Here is a 14,218-nt window from a genome sequence, read left to right on the forward strand (position 1 = left end):
ATTACTTATTTAGTTGGATTTGTTTTTTTGGTTTTGTCTTGTTCGGTAGTTGAGGTTTCTGAAACTAGTTCATCTTCAAAAAGCATGCGCACGGATGGTGTATAGGAATCATCATATTGCCCACTTTTGACCGAAATAATAAAAGCTGTGAAAAAGATTACTGCCACAATAATGCTTATGGTCAGCAACACATAAATAACACTCATACCTACCTGATATTTAAGGTGTAAAAATATAAGTGTGTACACTCAATAAATATGATATTTGTCAGGTTTGGGAATTATTTTAGTTTTCTTCCCAAGAGGTTTGTCATTAGTGTTGCAAATGCTACCACACTAATGGAGCTTAGCGGCATTAAAATAGCCGCGATAACAGGTTGTAGTTGACCAGTTACAGCAAAATATAACCCAATAATATTGTACAAAAGAGACAGTATAAAACTCAGTTTTATAATCTTTATCGCTTTTTTGGAAGCTAAGATATATTGGTATAGTTGACGGAATTTCGTCGCATCCAAAATAGCATCACAAGCTGGAGAAAAAATGTTCACATTTTCTGATATAGCAATACCTACATTTGCTTGTGCAAGAGCTCCCGCATCATTTAACCCGTCACCAACCATGAGTACTTTTTGGTCCTGTTCTTGTAGGGATTTTATAAAGTCAAGTTTATGTTCTGGTTTTTGATTGAAATAGAGAGGAGTCAATTTTGGCAGTAGTTTTTCCAAGTTTGTTTTTTCACCCGAATTATCACCTGATAAAATCGCAAGCTGTAAGGTTTCTGACATGTTTTGGAATAGCTCTGAAATACCTTCTCTATAGTTATTGTTGAAAATAAAACATCCCTTGTAAGTGTCGTTACTACTGATATGAACCGAAGTATTTTCTGCACTTTTAATTCCAGTATTTCCAGTAAAAGAGGAAGACCCTATTTTCATGTGTTGGTCTTTAATTGTTCCTTCGATACCTTCACCTGTATGTTCCTTATATTCGTCTAAGGTTACTATGTTATGCTCAGCAAGCATATCATAAAGACTTCTGCTTAATTGGTGGTTAGATATGCGCAATGTATTTTTTAAGAGCGCTTCTTCTTCCAATGTCAATGGCACTCCTTTATACGCTGCAGAACTCTTTTTTGAAGTAGTGATAGTACCAGTTTTATCGAAAATGGCAGTATCGATTTTTGCCAATTGCTCAATGGTTTTTGTGTTCTTTAAATAAAATCTCTTTCTTCCAAAAATGCGAAGCATATTACCTAAAGTGAATGGTGATGCCAATGCAATGGCACAGGGACAGGCGATGATCAACACAGCTGTAAAAACGTTTAGCGCTTTGCTAGGGTCATAATACAACCAATAACTAGTAGCTATAAATGCAATTGTTAATACTGATATGGTGAAACGTTTACCAATATTATCAGTCAAAGTTTGGAAGGTATGGGATGTATCTTTTTGAAAAACTGAATTGCTCCAAAGCTGTGTTAAATAACTCTGGGAGACCGATTTTAAAACCTCAATTTCAATGGCACTATTCAATTGTTTTCCACCAGCAAAAACTTTATCGCCAGATTTTTTGTAAACAGGTTCAGACTCTCCTGTTACAAAACTGTAATCGATTCGGGCATTTCCATTAATTAGAATACCGTCAACAGGAATTAATTCTTCATTTCGTATTAATAGCCGGTCGCCTCTTTTAATATCATAAACCTGTGCGGTTTCTTCTTTTTTGTTAGGAAGAATTCTAGTAATTGCAATAGGAAAATACGACTTATAGTCACGTTCAAAAGACAAAAAAGAATAGGTTTTCTGTTGAAAGAACTTCCCCAATAGCAAAAAGAAAACCAATCCTGTTAAAGAGTCAAAAAAACCGGGACCCCAATTGAAACTAATTTCTAAAGTACTTCTAATAAATAACACTGATATTCCTAAAGCAATAGGAACATCAATATTTAATATTTTGCTTTTTAACCCCTTAAAAGCGGAAATAAAATAATCTTTCCCTGCATAAAAGACTACGGGTAATGAAAATACAAACATCAACCATCTAAATACATCTTGGTATTTATTGAGCCAGAATTCACCACCATCTGATTCGCTAGACGCTAAATCAAAATAATCCGGAAAAGAAAGAAACATCACATTCCCAAAAGCAAAACCAGCAATGCCTACTTTGTAGATGAGACTTCGGTCAACACCTTTCTTTTTAGAATCGTAATCATCCAAAGAGATATACGGTTCATAACCTATTTTAGCTAAAAGAATAATCAAATCTTTTAAAGAAATATCTGAAACGCGATAGGTGACTCTAACAGTTTTCTTGGGGAAATCTACCTGGGAATTGTTAATAAACGGATTAAGCTTGTTTAGATTTTCCAATACCCAAATACAGGAACTACAATGTATATGAGGAATATAGAGATTTACAATTTGTAAGTCACCGTCGTTAAACTCGGTTAATCTTTCAACAATAGTAGGAGTATCGAGAAAATCGTACTTTCCTTCAACCTTTTTTGGAGTGGCACCAGCAGCTGATTGTAAGTCATAATAATAGGATAGGTCGTTACTAGAAAAAATTTCATAGACAGTTTTGCATCCATTGCAACAGAAGTTTTTTTCATCAAATTCAATGATTGTTTTTGAGCAATCATCACCACAGTGGTAACAGTTTGTCGTATCCATATACAATTGCTAACATACCTAGGACAAAGTTGAATACTCTACTAGTTTTAAAACATGATATATGTCAGTTTTTGTTTAACTTGTTGCAGCTACCTTTGTGAATATCAGGTATAAATAAAAGGGTATGGAAAGTAGATGTGAAAATTGTATAGTCCGACAGTTCAATGCCTTGCGAGCTATGAATAAAGAGGAATTGAAGCAAGTATCGGATTCCAAAACCTACAAAACTATTAAAAAAGGCGAATCGCTTTTTGAAGAAGGCGAAAAGCTAGATGGTATCTATTGTGTACGTAATGGAGTGTCTAAACTTTCCAAGCTTAGCGCAAATGGAAAAGACCAAATTGTAAAATTGGCAACCAAGGGGGAAGTTATTGGTCAACGCTCTGTCATTGCCGAGGAACATACCAATTTAAGTGCTACCGCGGTGAATGATATGGAGGTCTGTTTTATACCTAAAGAGACTATCGCCAATACCATGCACAAAAACCCCAATTTTACTTTAGAAGTGTTGCGTCATATGGCCCATGATTTAAAAGAAGCTGATGATGTTATCGTGAATATGAGCCAAAAAACGGTGAAGCAACGAGTGGCAGAAGCTTTTCTTTATTTAAAAAACAATTTTGGAGAAGATTCAGATGGTTTCCTTTTGTTAACCTTATCTCGAGAAGATATTTCTAATGTAGTCGGGACGGCTACAGAATCTTGTATCCGTATTATTTCTGAATTTAAAAAGAAAGGATATCTAAAAACATCAGGAAAGAAGATAGGTGTCGCTGATGAAAAAGGACTTCAGAATTTAGTGAACGGTTTCTAATAGAAAAATTAGATTTTCAAAACCTGATAATTGTCATAGTTCTCCTTCTCCCACTATTTTAAATTTACCCTATTGTACTTTAGAAAAATAGGATGAAACGAATATGAATTTTTTTAATCAAAAACTACACTGAGTTGAATTATTAAAATAAATTCATGAGAGAACGATTGCAACGACTGGTTGCATGGGTTCTTAAATTTTTAGGCATCTTATTTAAAGGCAGTTAAAAAATTTTAAACACATGAAAAACATATTAATACCTACAGACTTTTCGGAAAATGCTTGGAATGCCACAAAATATGCCATAGCATTATTTAAGCATGAAGAGTGTGTTTTTCATTTGCTCAATACGTATACTCCCAGTATTGCACATAGTCGTTTTATGGCCACCAGTATAAATGGTAGTGTAGAAGATTCTATTCAATATAACTCTAAAACGGGGCTTAAAAAGTTAGTTTCTACTATTAAAGAAACTTATAATAATCCAAGGCATAGTTTTAAGACCATTTCCTCATTTAGTCTTTTGGCCGATGAAGTAAAAGAACTGGTTGCAGATGAAAGAATAGACCTTGTGGTTATGGGAACTAAAGGCGCATCTGGGTTGGAAGAAGTTTTCATGGGAAGCAACACAGTCCGTATCATAAAATCTGTGAAAGATTGTCCTATTTTGGCCATTCCACAATATTTTGAGTTTAAAAAACCTTCTGAGATTGCTTTTGCCACAGATTTTAATAGGTTCTACACTGCTTCTGAATTGCAACCGCTGCTAGATATGGCAAATACTTTTAATGCAACAATACGTATAGTTCATGTGCAATATGAAATAAAGGCTTTGACCGAAATACAGCAGTTTAATCTAAGTATGTTGCGTAAATATTTAAGGCAAGTTGAACATTACGTGCATACTGTAACAGAGCTTAATTCGGTGTCTAAAACGCTAGAAGTTTTCACTAATGAGTTGGATATTCATCTATTGGCAATGTTACATTATCAGCACAGTTATATGGAACGTATGACGCGCGAACCTGTGGTAAAACGATTGGCTTTTCATACTCAGATTCCGTTGTTGGTCATACCAGAGTTAGGTATGGGAACATATTCTAAAGAAAAAAAGGAATTATCTTTTTCAAATTAATCCACTTTTCTTATCACCTAACGTTTCGATTCTTTGTAAAAAATTTTAATTTTTTGTATTTTAATGTTAAAAATCGTACGTAATGAAACCTTTAGCTCTTTTGTTATCTTGTATTTTATTGGCTAGCTGTGGTAGCACAAAATCTACTGTGAATACAGCTAAAAGTGAAGAAAATAAATTGATTTTACCACCAGATGTGCCGTCGAATAAGTACTCCAAAACAAGACAGGCGAAAAGAAATTAAGTTTTGGTTTTTCTAAACCCATGGAGTATTTGTCCCAAAAAGTGCTTTGGTAGATTTTCATCCCCAGGAAAGCCTAATTGTAACTTGCCACTGTCCTCGGGAATATAATTTGTTTTGAACAAGTAATCCCAAAGGCTAAGGCTTATACCAAAATTGACACCATATTTCCCTTCAGGCAATTTATAAGAATGATGGTACAAATGCATTACCGGATTGTTTATAAGGTACTTTAAAGGTCCCCAAGTAATCTTTATGTTGGAATGGTTAAAGTGACCAATAGTTATAGCGGCAAAATGGACAATATAGGCTTGTTCAGGCTCAAAACCGCCTAATAGCATTACGCCAAAGGTTTTTAAAGGTTTGTAGAAGATATTTTCCATCCAATGGTAACGCAAATGGACTGCAAACCCCATTTCTTTTACGCTATGATGCACTTTATGAAACTGCCAGAGAAACGGATATTTATGTAATAAAATGTGTGTAAACCACTGCACAAAATCCAGTACTATAAAAAATACTACCAATTGTACCCACATTGGCCAGGAAGACGAATCTACAAAAGCTAAGCTTTTTGCAGTAATACCAATATCATTAAACAACACGGCAAGCATTTTATAAACGCCACTTATAGCAATAGCAAAGAGGAAGAAGTTGAAAAACATATAAAAGCCATCCAGCCAAAAATCTTTTCTAAAGATAGATTGCTCCTTTCGCCATGGGAAGATGATTTCTAAAATCCAAACGAATAATGAAATGACAATTAAGCCCCAAAAATAATTGTTATACCAAGGGACTTCAAACAAGATGGATTTCCATGTCCAGTTTACGGTACCTACAAAGGCATTACTAAATGCATTAATATATTTTTCCATAGCTATTGCAAAATTACGGTACTGCTATCTTTTTTTACGGGTAAGTCGTTATAATAACTCCATTCTACCCATGAGCCATCATAATTTTTTACATTTTTATAGGCTAACAACTGTGTTAATACAAAAGTGGTGTGTGCGGACCGGACTCCTGTATGACAATACGTAACAAGAGTATCATGTTTGGAGACACCTAATCTTTTATATAACTGTTCTAATTCTTCTAATGACCTAAACTTCATTGTTCCTTCATAATCAACAACTTCTGACCAATCTATAAACGTACTATTGGGAATCCTACCCGCCTTAAAAGCACCTAGTTTTTGTCGTTTTCCTGAAAACTCATTGTGGGTTCTAGTATCAATAAGAGTCCAATCGGCTTTATGTTTTATTGCCTTGCTTAATTCTTCTTTTGAAATATAATGTGGTGTTTCATTTTTTGCAGGAAACTTAAAATTGCTTTGTTCTGAGGTTTGTATTGTAGAACTTAATTGTCCACCCAAATTTTGCCATGCTTGTAAACCACCATTCAATAACTGAACTTTTTTGAAATTATAGGTATTTAAAATCCACCATAATCGTGCTGCATCGCATAAACCTCGGTCATCATAGATTAGGAGTGTATCTTCATTTTTAATACCAAGTTTAGAAAACAACTTTTCTAGTTGTTCTTTTGAAGCCATTATTCCTTTGTATGGAAAATTGGGATTTTCAATATCACTTCTCCATATATTAATCGCATTGGGAATATGGCCTTTTTTAAATTGCTCTGGTTTTCTGAAATCTACAATGGTATACTTTGAATCATCGAGATTGGATTTTAAGAATTCTGCTTCAACTAAAGGAGATTTTTGAATGTGTTTGACTGTACTATTTTCTGGAGGAGGCTTCTCTTGCTGTTTACAGGAAACCATCAAAATAATAATGAGTAAGAAAGCACTAATCCTCCAATTCATACCATTCAATACCATTTAGATTCTTCCTTCTTCCTTCTTCCGTGGGAGCATAATAGGTAGCTAGATAGTTCACGATGGGTTCTTCGTTACCTCCTAAATCCCAGAGGTTTTGGGTTTCTTGCATCCATCTAATTGTTGCCAACCATCGTTCTTTGCTCATACGGTTTTGGGTTACCAATTTTGCCGAATGGCAATTGGTACAGTTGTTTACGACAAGCATTAATCCTTCTCCTTCAACAAAACCTGTTCGAACATGGATTCCGTTTTCAATTTTATCAAAATCGGCTTCATCATTTTCTGGAACAGGCACATATTCGGTAGCAACTTCTTTACCTGAATTCGATTTAAATGCTGATAGTGTTGGGTCAGCCATAAGGTATAAAAGAATACCGCCCATTGCCATAAAAACACAGAAAACACCAATAGCTAAATGGCGTATTTGCTTAAAACTATTTTGGATTTTATCCTTGTTCTCCATTAACTGACTTTTATAGCAATTCTGTGACAAGCATTGTTCAAATATCCTTTGGGATTCCATCCAGGGAGCACCATAGGTTGTGCAATTCCGTTAGAGTCAGTTGCTTTGGCCCAAACTTCATAGTATCCTTTTTTAGGAAATTGGATGATAGCGTTAAAATGTTGCCATGCCAATCTATTGGTAGGAGCCTCCAGCGAACAGCTTTTCCAAGTACTGCCAAAATCAATGGAATATTCAACATTTGTGACTTTAAGCTCCCCAGCCCAAGCATGACCACTAATATTTAATGACTTCCCTTCTCTGATTATTGCACCTGTTTTTGGCGAAGTGATGAGCGACTTTACAGGCATAGATTCTATGATGCACATATCTTCATCTTTTACTTTTTCTCCTGGCGCTACCGCATTGCAAGGAACACGATACGCAGTTCCGGTCATTTTAGTACCATCATGGACTTTATTTCTTACGCTGATACCATTTATCCATTTTCCTGAAGCCGAGGCCGGCCAACCTCCGGCAACCAAACGCAATGGATAACCATGTGCTAAAGGTATGTCTTTTCCATTCATTTTAAAGGCCAATAAAGTTTCATCTTTTAGTGCTTTAGCCATAGGCACACCTCTAGAAATGGGTTCTTTTTTTGGATCTCCACTAAGGTGTGTGTCAGCAGCATGATATCCAATGTAAACGGCATCATCTTTTATGCCAATAGCTTCCAAAACATCTCTAAGGCGAATACCAGTCCAAGTGGCACAGGAAACAGCGCCAACTTTCCATTGATTTCCTTTTGCTGGAGGATTAAATTCGCTTCTGCCATTTCCGCCACATTCTAAAGTAAGCTGATAGGTATACTGCTTAAACTCGGATTTTAAGTCATTTAAAGTATAGGTCTTTTTTTGCTTTACAGATTCTCCATCAAAGGTAATTGTCCAATTAGTAGCATCTATGGCTTCAGGAATTTTACCATTGTTGCGAATAAACATGTATTTGTTGGGCGTAACCTTATCGTTCAATAAATGGGCTTGAGCTTCAATATTCCATGGTTTGTCGTTTAACACAACCATTTGACTGTCCTTATTGAACATTTTAAAAGGGTCTGGGTCTTGCAACCCAAGAAGATCATAATCTACAGGTAAGTTATTCCCAAATACAATATCTGCTCCTATAATACTTGTTAGAGCAGTTAACGCCCCTTTTTTTACAAACTTTCTTCTATGCATTGGTTGCTAATTGGTATCTCAAGATATAATTTATTCAATCTTTAATCAGTAACAAAAGTTACAATGAGCTATAAAACTACGAAACACTTTTTTATATGTGTAACCAATGTTACTGTGTAAGATGGTATTGTAAAGTACATTTGGTCATGAAATTAACCAAAGGAACCAAGCTTTTACTGGTCTGTTTAATCTGTATTGGTTTGGTAACGGCTTCGGTTCTATTAATAGAATTAGTTAAAAATTAAAACTAAAGAATTATGAAAAAGAATATGGGAAATGCAGATCGCATTATTAGAATAGTTGCTGCTTTGGCAGTAATAGGCTTATACTATTTTAATATTATAAGTGGTACTATAGCTTATGTATTACTTGCATTATCGGCTATTTTTGTGCTTACAAGTTTTGTTAGCTTTTGTCCATTGTATTCCATTTTTGGATTAAACACTTGTAAGGTTAAAAAGTAGTTGAATCACCATAAGCAAATTCGCTATTATCGGTTTTAAAACAGATGTTTCATTTTTTTCACCCATCCTGTTGGGATTTTATATGGAGGGTATCTTAATGGTACATCTAACCAGTTCCCCCTTTTTAGAATTGATTTTTTATGTGAAAACAAATCAAAAGAATGTTTACCATGGTAGCCTCCATTACCAGAATTACCAACACCACCAAAAGGTATTTTTTTATTGGTGATTTGCATTACTGTATCGTTGATAACCCCACCTCCAAAGCTATATTTGTTTAGTAGTTTTTTTTGAAATTTCCTATTAGTCGAAAAAATATATAACCCAAGGGGTTTACCATAGTTGGTTATATATTTATCCAAGTCATTTTCATTTTCGTAAGCTAATACAGGCAAGATTGGACCAAAAATCTCGTCTTCCATTACTTTGCTATCTATACTAGGAGAATCAATTAAAGTGGGACTTATGAATCTTTCAGAATCGTTGAACTCTCCTCCAAAAATCACATTTTCTCCAATGAGCATTTCTTTCAATTTAGTATAATGCTCTAGAGTACCAATCCTAGCAAGGTCTTTTGAGCTTTGGGCATACTCTCCAAACGATTTTACAATACTCTTTTTTAATTCATCGATAAATTCATTTTTCACATCTTTATGTACTAGGACATAGTCTGAAGCAATGCAAGTTTGCCCTGCATTAAGAAACTTCCCCCATACTATTCGCTTGGCTGCTAGTTTTACTTTTGCAGTGGCATCTATAATACAGGGATTTTTGCCACTTAATTCTAAAGTTATCGGGGTCAGGTGCTCTGCAGCACTTTTATAGACTATTTTACCAACTCTTGAGCTTCCTGTAAAGAATATATAGTTCCATTTTTGTTTTAAAAGTTCTTGGGATACTTCAACTCCGCCTTCCACAGCGGTAACATAACCTTCTTCAAATGTGTTTCTAATTATTTTGGCAATTACACTAGATGTTTTTGGGGTTAACTCTGAAGGTTTTAACACTACTGTGTTTCCAGCAGCAATAGCGCCAATTAAGGGCGACATGGAAAGTAGAAAAGGATAATTCCATGGGGATATAATCAATACATTTCCGTAAGGTTCGGAATGGATATAACTAGAAGATGGAAAATTTACCAAATTAGAGGATGTTCTCTCAGGTTTGCTCCATAAATCTATTTTATCGAGCATATATTGAAGTTCTGAAAGCACAAACTGTGTTTCTGTAGCGAGACTTTCAAACCTTGGCTTCTTAAAATCTTGATTAAGAGCATCGCATATTTCATCTTCGAATTTTACAATTTCTTTTTTTAAACGAATTAAAGCCTGCTTGCGGCACCTAACATGTTTAGTTTTTTGAGTTTCAAAATAAGCTCTTTGACTCTCCACCACTTTTCTTTCCATTGCAAACTACTTTTGGGAATTATTAGGGACTAAATATATAATTTAGTTTTATGGTTAATGAATTAAACAAAAGTTTTGGTGAATTTTTAGAACCAGATTTAATTCAAGAGATTGCTGAATCTGGAAGCTTAAAAGAATTCCCATATGGAACTAAAATAATTGAAATAGGTGATTACGTTAAAGGCATGCCCCTTCTTATTTCTGGCGCCATAAAGATTCTTAGAGAAGATAATGATGGTGATGAGCTTTTATTATATTATCTAGAACATGGGGATACCTGTAGTATGACGATGGCGTATTGCTTGGGTGATACAAAAAGTGAAATTAGAGCTATTGCAGAAACGGATATTGAACTTGTGATTGTACCTATCAATAAAATGGAGGAATGGATAGGTAAATATAGGTCTTGGCGAAATTTTATGTTCGACAGCTACCACAATAGACTTAACGAATTGTTGCATACAGTTGATAGTATTGCATTTATGAATATGGATGAGCGTTTGGTTGGATATCTAAAAGAAAAATCAAGAATAAAGCAATCAAAAATCATCAATAATACCCATCAAGAGATAGCATACGATTTACATAGTTCCAGAGTGGTAATTTCAAGGTTACTTAAAAAATTGGAGCAAATGGGTAAGATTAGTTTGCACCGAAACCATATCGAAATCATTGATTTGTAGCCTTTGTAACTACTGTTACAATAGATTCTTCAAATGCATAGTACATTTGCAATGAGATTTTTACAGATGTTAAAGCGATTTTTCCCAATAGTAGAATGGTTGCCCAAGTATAAAAAGGCATATTTGGCTGGAGATTTCTCAGCAGGAATTACAGTTGGTATTATGTTGATTCCCCAAGGGATGGCCTATGCTCTAATTGCTGGTCTGCCTCCAATTTATGGGCTTTATGCAGCTTTGGTTCCCAACTTAATCTATGCTTTCACGGGTTCTAATAGAAAATTAGCCGTAGGTCCAGTTGCTTTGGATTCCTTAATCGTAGCCTCGAGTTTAGCAGCCATGAAATTGGCAAATATTGATGATTACATCAGCATGGCAATATTTTTAGCGCTGTTTGTTGGTGTAATCCAATTGGTAATGGGCTTTATGCGTTTGGGCTTTCTATCCAATTTTTTGTCAAGACCTGTAGTTGGAGGTTTTACTACGGCTGCTGCTTTAGTTATTGGGATTAGTCAGCTAAAACACTTTTTTGGTCTAGAAATTACGACCAACAATACCCTAAAAACCCTCAAAGCGATATTCACTCAAATTTCGAAGATCAATTTTTATGATCTAGCTATCGGAATAGCAGCAATTTTGGTAATCTTGGGATTAAAAAGATTACACAAAAAGTTACCTGCCGCTATGGTCGTAGTAGTATTGTCTATCATAGGTATTTACTTTTTTATGGTCAATGAGACTGACGTCCATATTCTAGGTGAAGTCCCTAAAGGATTGCCTAGTTTTTTAATGCCGCAAATAGACGTTGACTTACTAATTAAAGCCTTTCCAACAGCCATGGTATTGGCCTTTATTGCATTTGCTGAAGAAATGACTATAGCAAAAGCGGTTGAAGATAAGAGCAATGAGTATAATACAGATGCAAATCAAGAGTTAAGGGCGTTAGGTGTTTCAAACATAATGGGGTCTTTATTTCAATCTTTCCCTACCAATGCTGGACTATCAAGAACTGCGGTTAATGTGGATGAAGGTGCCAAAACAGGAATTGCTTCTGTGGTAAGTGTTATAGTAGTGGGGATTACTTTATTATTTCTCACATCTTTTTTCTATTATTTACCAAAATCTGTACTGGGAGCAATTATTTTGGTGGCAGTTTATGGGCTTATCGATTTAAAATATCCAAAACAACTTTGGAGTCAGGGTAAAGATGAATTTTATCTGTTTTTGGTGACTTTTCTAACCACTTTGTTAATTGGTATTTCGCAAGGAATTATTTTTGGAGTCTTATTTTCATTATTACTCTTAGTGAATAGAACATCAAGACCTCACATTGCCATTTTGGGAAAAATAAAGGGGATGGAGTATTTTAAAAACTTAAAACGTTTTCCTGAGGATGTTGAAATAGATAGTGAGATTTTAATGATCAGGTTTGATGCCCAGCTATTTTTTGCCAACGTTCATTATTTTAAAAGGGCGCTGTTAAGAGAGGTAGATAATAAAGGAGAAACTTTAAAATATGTAATCCTAAATGCTGAACCTATAAATTATATTGATAACACGGCAGTAAATCAACTAAAGCGGATAGTGGAGAAATTAAAAGAGAAAGGCATTACGTTTAAAATTGCCGGGGCCATTGGCCCAACTAGGGATATTCTACATAAGAGTGGATTGGTAAGTTTCATAGGAAAAGAAAATATTTATGTAAGAACCGCGGAAGCATATTCTGATAGTTTAAAGAAAATAGGAAAATCAAAGATTCAAGAGAAAGTTTCACTTCAATACAGATGATTAATAGTTGCATGATGAAAGTCACAATTTTTAAAGGTTACTTTCAATAAATTTGTACAGAAATAGAGAGGATGAATATAGAACAGATATACACAGGATGTTTGGCCCAAGGAGCCTATTACATAGAAAGTGAAGGAGAGGTTGCCATTATTGACCCACTTAGAGAGGTAAAACCTTATTTAGAGCGGGCAAAAAGAGATAACGCAAAGATTAAGTATATTTTTGAGACCCACTTTCATGCAGACTTTGTGAGTGGTCATGTTACCCTTTCAAAAGAAACTGGGGCACCAATTATTTATGGACCTAATGCTAACCCTTCTTTTGAAGCCACTATTGCTACAGATAACCAAGAATTTAAATTGGGTAAGGTTACCATAACGGCATTACATACGCCTGGACATACTATGGAGAGCACTACATACCTTTTAAAGGACGAAAATGGAAAAGACCATGCAATTTTTAGTGGGGACACTTTGTTTTTGGGTGATGTAGGCCGACCAGATTTAGCCCAAAAAGCTGCTACGATGACTCAAGAAGAGTTGGCAGGCATACTTTATGATAGTTTACGTACTAAGATTATGCCTTTAGCGGATGACGTAACAGTTTATCCTGCCCATGGTGCTGGTTCTGCTTGTGGTAAGAACATGATGAAAGAAACAGTTGATACTTTGGGTAATCAAAAGCAAATGAACTATGCTTTACGTGCTGATATGACCAAAGAAGAGTTCGTAAAAGAAGTTACAGATGGACTTTTACCACCACCACAATATTTTCCTTTAAATGTGAAGATGAATAAGGAGGGTTATGAAGATATCCATAAAGTTATTGAAAGAGGTGTAACAGCACTTTCACCTGCCGCTTTTGAAACTGCAGCAAATGAAACTGGGGCAATAATCCTTGATGTTCGTCACCAAGATGATTTTGCCAAAGCACATATCCCGCGTTCCATTTTTATTGGTCTAAAAGGAGGTTTTGCCCCATGGGTAGGCGCATTGATATCAGACGTAAAACAACCTTTGCTTTTGGTTACAGATAAAGGAACAGAAGAGGAAGCAATAACAAGGTTGTCTCGAGTAGGTTTTGATGGCACTTTGGGTTATTTAGATGGCGGGATTGAATCTTGGAAGAAAGCAGGGAAAGAAGTTGATGCTGTAGAAAGTATTTCTGCGGATACCTTTAAAGTTAGATTAGAAAGTGATATTCCTGTCTTTGATGTAAGGAAAGAATCTGAGTTTAGCGCGGAACATGTTGAAGATGCAAAACTGACGCCACTGGATTTTCTAAATGATTATTTATCAGAATTTCCAGAAAAAGAAACTTTTTATGTGCATTGTGCTGGTGGTTACAGAAGTATGATAGCGGCTTCTATTTTAAAAAGTAGGGGAATTCATAATTTAATTGATATTGCTGGAGGAATGGCTTCTATAAAAAAAGCAGGTATTCCAGTTACTGATTTTGTATGTCCAACTACCTTAAAATAGTCTTTG

General features: G+C 35.2%; 14 protein-coding genes. 7 read left to right on the forward strand and 7 right to left on the reverse strand.

Annotated elements, in window-relative coordinates; genetic code table 11:
• Nucleotides 1-5: 5 nt before the first annotated feature.
• Complete coding sequence (ccoS, locus tag AACP56_RS08200; RefSeq protein ID WP_339335566.1) at nt 6-206, reverse strand: cbb3-type cytochrome oxidase assembly protein CcoS; 201 nt, start codon at nt 204-206, stop codon at nt 6-8.
• A 74-nt stretch (nt 207-280) separates the two neighbouring features.
• Nucleotides 281-2,677, reverse strand: coding sequence for a heavy metal translocating P-type ATPase (locus tag AACP56_RS08205; RefSeq protein ID WP_339335564.1), 2,397 nt, complete (start codon nt 2,675-2,677; stop codon nt 281-283).
• 124 nt (nt 2,678-2,801) lie between these two features.
• Here AACP56_RS08205 and AACP56_RS08210 point away from each other — a divergent pair, with 124 nt between their 5' ends.
• The 3 genes from AACP56_RS08210 (at nt 2,802) to AACP56_RS08220 (ending at nt 4,870) form a co-directional block, all read left to right on the forward strand.
• Complete coding sequence (locus tag AACP56_RS08210; protein ID WP_339335562.1) at nt 2,802-3,491, forward strand: Crp/Fnr family transcriptional regulator; 690 nt, start codon at nt 2,802-2,804, stop codon at nt 3,489-3,491.
• Nucleotides 3,492-3,732: 241 nt separating this feature from the next.
• Nucleotides 3,733-4,626 (forward strand): universal stress protein, encoded by an 894-nt coding sequence (locus tag AACP56_RS08215; protein WP_339335560.1) that lies wholly within the window; start codon nt 3,733-3,735, stop codon nt 4,624-4,626.
• 82 nt (nt 4,627-4,708) lie between these two features.
• Nucleotides 4,709-4,870 carry a hypothetical protein gene (locus tag AACP56_RS08220; protein ID WP_339335558.1) on the forward strand — a complete coding sequence of 54 codons (162 nt, stop codon included), beginning with the start codon at nt 4,709-4,711 and terminating at the stop codon, nt 4,868-4,870.
• Here the strand turns inward: AACP56_RS08220 and AACP56_RS08225 are convergent.
• Genes AACP56_RS08225 through AACP56_RS08240 form a run of 4 tightly spaced genes read right to left on the reverse strand, consistent with a single transcriptional unit; the run spans nt 4,867 to nt 8,393 of the window.
• On the reverse strand, nt 4,867-5,742 hold the full coding sequence (locus AACP56_RS08225; RefSeq protein WP_339335556.1) for a sterol desaturase family protein: 876 nt from the start codon (nt 5,740-5,742) through the stop codon (nt 4,867-4,869). The two genes, AACP56_RS08220 and AACP56_RS08225, sit on opposite strands and share 4 nt — an antisense overlap.
• Nucleotides 5,743-5,744: 2 nt before the next feature.
• Nucleotides 5,745-6,695, reverse strand: a complete 951-nt coding sequence (locus AACP56_RS08230) for a sulfurtransferase (protein WP_339335554.1) — start codon at nt 6,693-6,695, stop codon at nt 5,745-5,747.
• Nucleotides 6,679-7,173 (reverse strand): monoheme cytochrome C, encoded by a 495-nt coding sequence (locus tag AACP56_RS08235; protein WP_339335552.1) that lies wholly within the window; start codon nt 7,171-7,173, stop codon nt 6,679-6,681. The genes AACP56_RS08230 and AACP56_RS08235 overlap by 17 nt, the downstream gene beginning before the upstream one ends.
• Nucleotides 7,173-8,393 (reverse strand): sulfite oxidase, encoded by a 1,221-nt coding sequence (locus AACP56_RS08240; protein ID WP_339335550.1) that lies wholly within the window; start codon nt 8,391-8,393, stop codon nt 7,173-7,175. Before AACP56_RS08240 ends, AACP56_RS08235 begins: the two co-directional genes overlap by 1 nt.
• Nucleotides 8,394-8,650: 257 nt before the next feature.
• Here AACP56_RS08240 and AACP56_RS08245 point away from each other — a divergent pair, with 257 nt between their 5' ends.
• On the forward strand, nt 8,651-8,857 hold the full coding sequence (locus AACP56_RS08245) for a YgaP family membrane protein (protein ID WP_339335548.1): 207 nt from the start codon (nt 8,651-8,653) through the stop codon (nt 8,855-8,857).
• 35 nt (nt 8,858-8,892) lie between these two features.
• On the opposite strand, the gene AACP56_RS08250 is transcribed toward AACP56_RS08245, so the two are convergent.
• Nucleotides 8,893-10,263 (reverse strand): aldehyde dehydrogenase, encoded by a 1,371-nt coding sequence (locus AACP56_RS08250; RefSeq protein WP_339335546.1) that lies wholly within the window; start codon nt 10,261-10,263, stop codon nt 8,893-8,895.
• Between the two features lie 50 nt (nt 10,264-10,313).
• On the opposite strand from AACP56_RS08250, the gene AACP56_RS08255 reads away from it, so the two are divergent.
• The 3 genes from AACP56_RS08255 (at nt 10,314) to AACP56_RS08265 (ending at nt 14,212) form a co-directional block, all read left to right on the forward strand.
• The gene (locus AACP56_RS08255) at nt 10,314-10,946 is read left to right on the forward strand and encodes a Crp/Fnr family transcriptional regulator (RefSeq protein ID WP_339335544.1); all 633 of its coding nucleotides are present in this window, start codon (nt 10,314-10,316) and stop codon (nt 10,944-10,946) included.
• 51 nt (nt 10,947-10,997) lie between these two features.
• Complete coding sequence (locus tag AACP56_RS08260) at nt 10,998-12,731, forward strand: SulP family inorganic anion transporter (RefSeq protein ID WP_339335542.1); 1,734 nt, start codon at nt 10,998-11,000, stop codon at nt 12,729-12,731.
• 71 nt (nt 12,732-12,802) lie between these two features.
• Nucleotides 12,803-14,212, forward strand: coding sequence for an MBL fold metallo-hydrolase (locus tag AACP56_RS08265; RefSeq protein ID WP_339335540.1), 1,410 nt, complete (start codon nt 12,803-12,805; stop codon nt 14,210-14,212).
• The last annotated feature ends 6 nt before the right edge of the window (nt 14,213-14,218 follow it).

This window comes from Croceitalea sp. MTPC6 (assembly GCF_036985525.1).
Taxonomy (GTDB): domain Bacteria; phylum Bacteroidota; class Bacteroidia; order Flavobacteriales; family Flavobacteriaceae; genus Croceitalea.